The organism is Vibrio sp. 10N.261.52.A1, assembly GCF_002876325.1.
GTDB lineage: Bacteria > Pseudomonadota > Gammaproteobacteria > Enterobacterales > Vibrionaceae > Vibrio > Vibrio chagasii.
This window is the reverse complement of sequence record NZ_MCYD01000178.1, coordinates 1-485: the sequence shown is the minus strand read 5'-3', so window position 1 is coordinate 485 and position 485 is coordinate 1. Positions and strand designations below refer to the sequence as shown.

At 35.7% G+C, this 485-nt stretch carries 1 protein-coding gene; it reads right to left on the bottom strand.

The window, feature by feature from the left end; all coding sequences use genetic code 11:
- The coding region (locus tag BCT81_RS02420; protein ID WP_133152493.1) for an aminotransferase class I/II-fold pyridoxal phosphate-dependent enzyme at positions 1 to 425 on the bottom strand (425 nt) is incomplete at its 3' end.
- Positions 426 to 485: the final 60 nt, after the last annotated feature.

The following is a 485-nucleotide window of genomic DNA, read 5'->3' as shown; positions in this document are numbered from 1 at the left end:
ATTTTCTTTAAAGCATCAACATTACATGGAGACCCATATACATGAACAGGTATAATTGCTTGTGTGTTTTCAGTAATTAACTCTTCAACTTTTTGTGGGTCTAGGTTTAATGTTTCAGGTTCAATATCGCAAAAAACAGGTGTACATTCGTTCCATTTTATCGCATGAGTCGTCGCTACGAATGTAAAAGGTGTTGTGATAACCTCACCCTTTATATCAAGCGCTTTGAGGCCAACTTGAAGAGCAACTGTTCCGTTGCAAAACAATGAAACATATTTCACCCCTAGATGCTTTGCAAGAGCCTGTTCTAACTCTTGATGATAATGCCCATTATTTGTCAACCACTTGCGGTCCCATATATCTTCGAGTAAAGGAATGAATTTATCAAGAGGTGGTAATGATGGCTCGGTCACAGTAATTTTCATATTTTACATCACTTTATAATTAAAGATAATCTAAAAAACGTTCGTTATTTAGTATAGTCT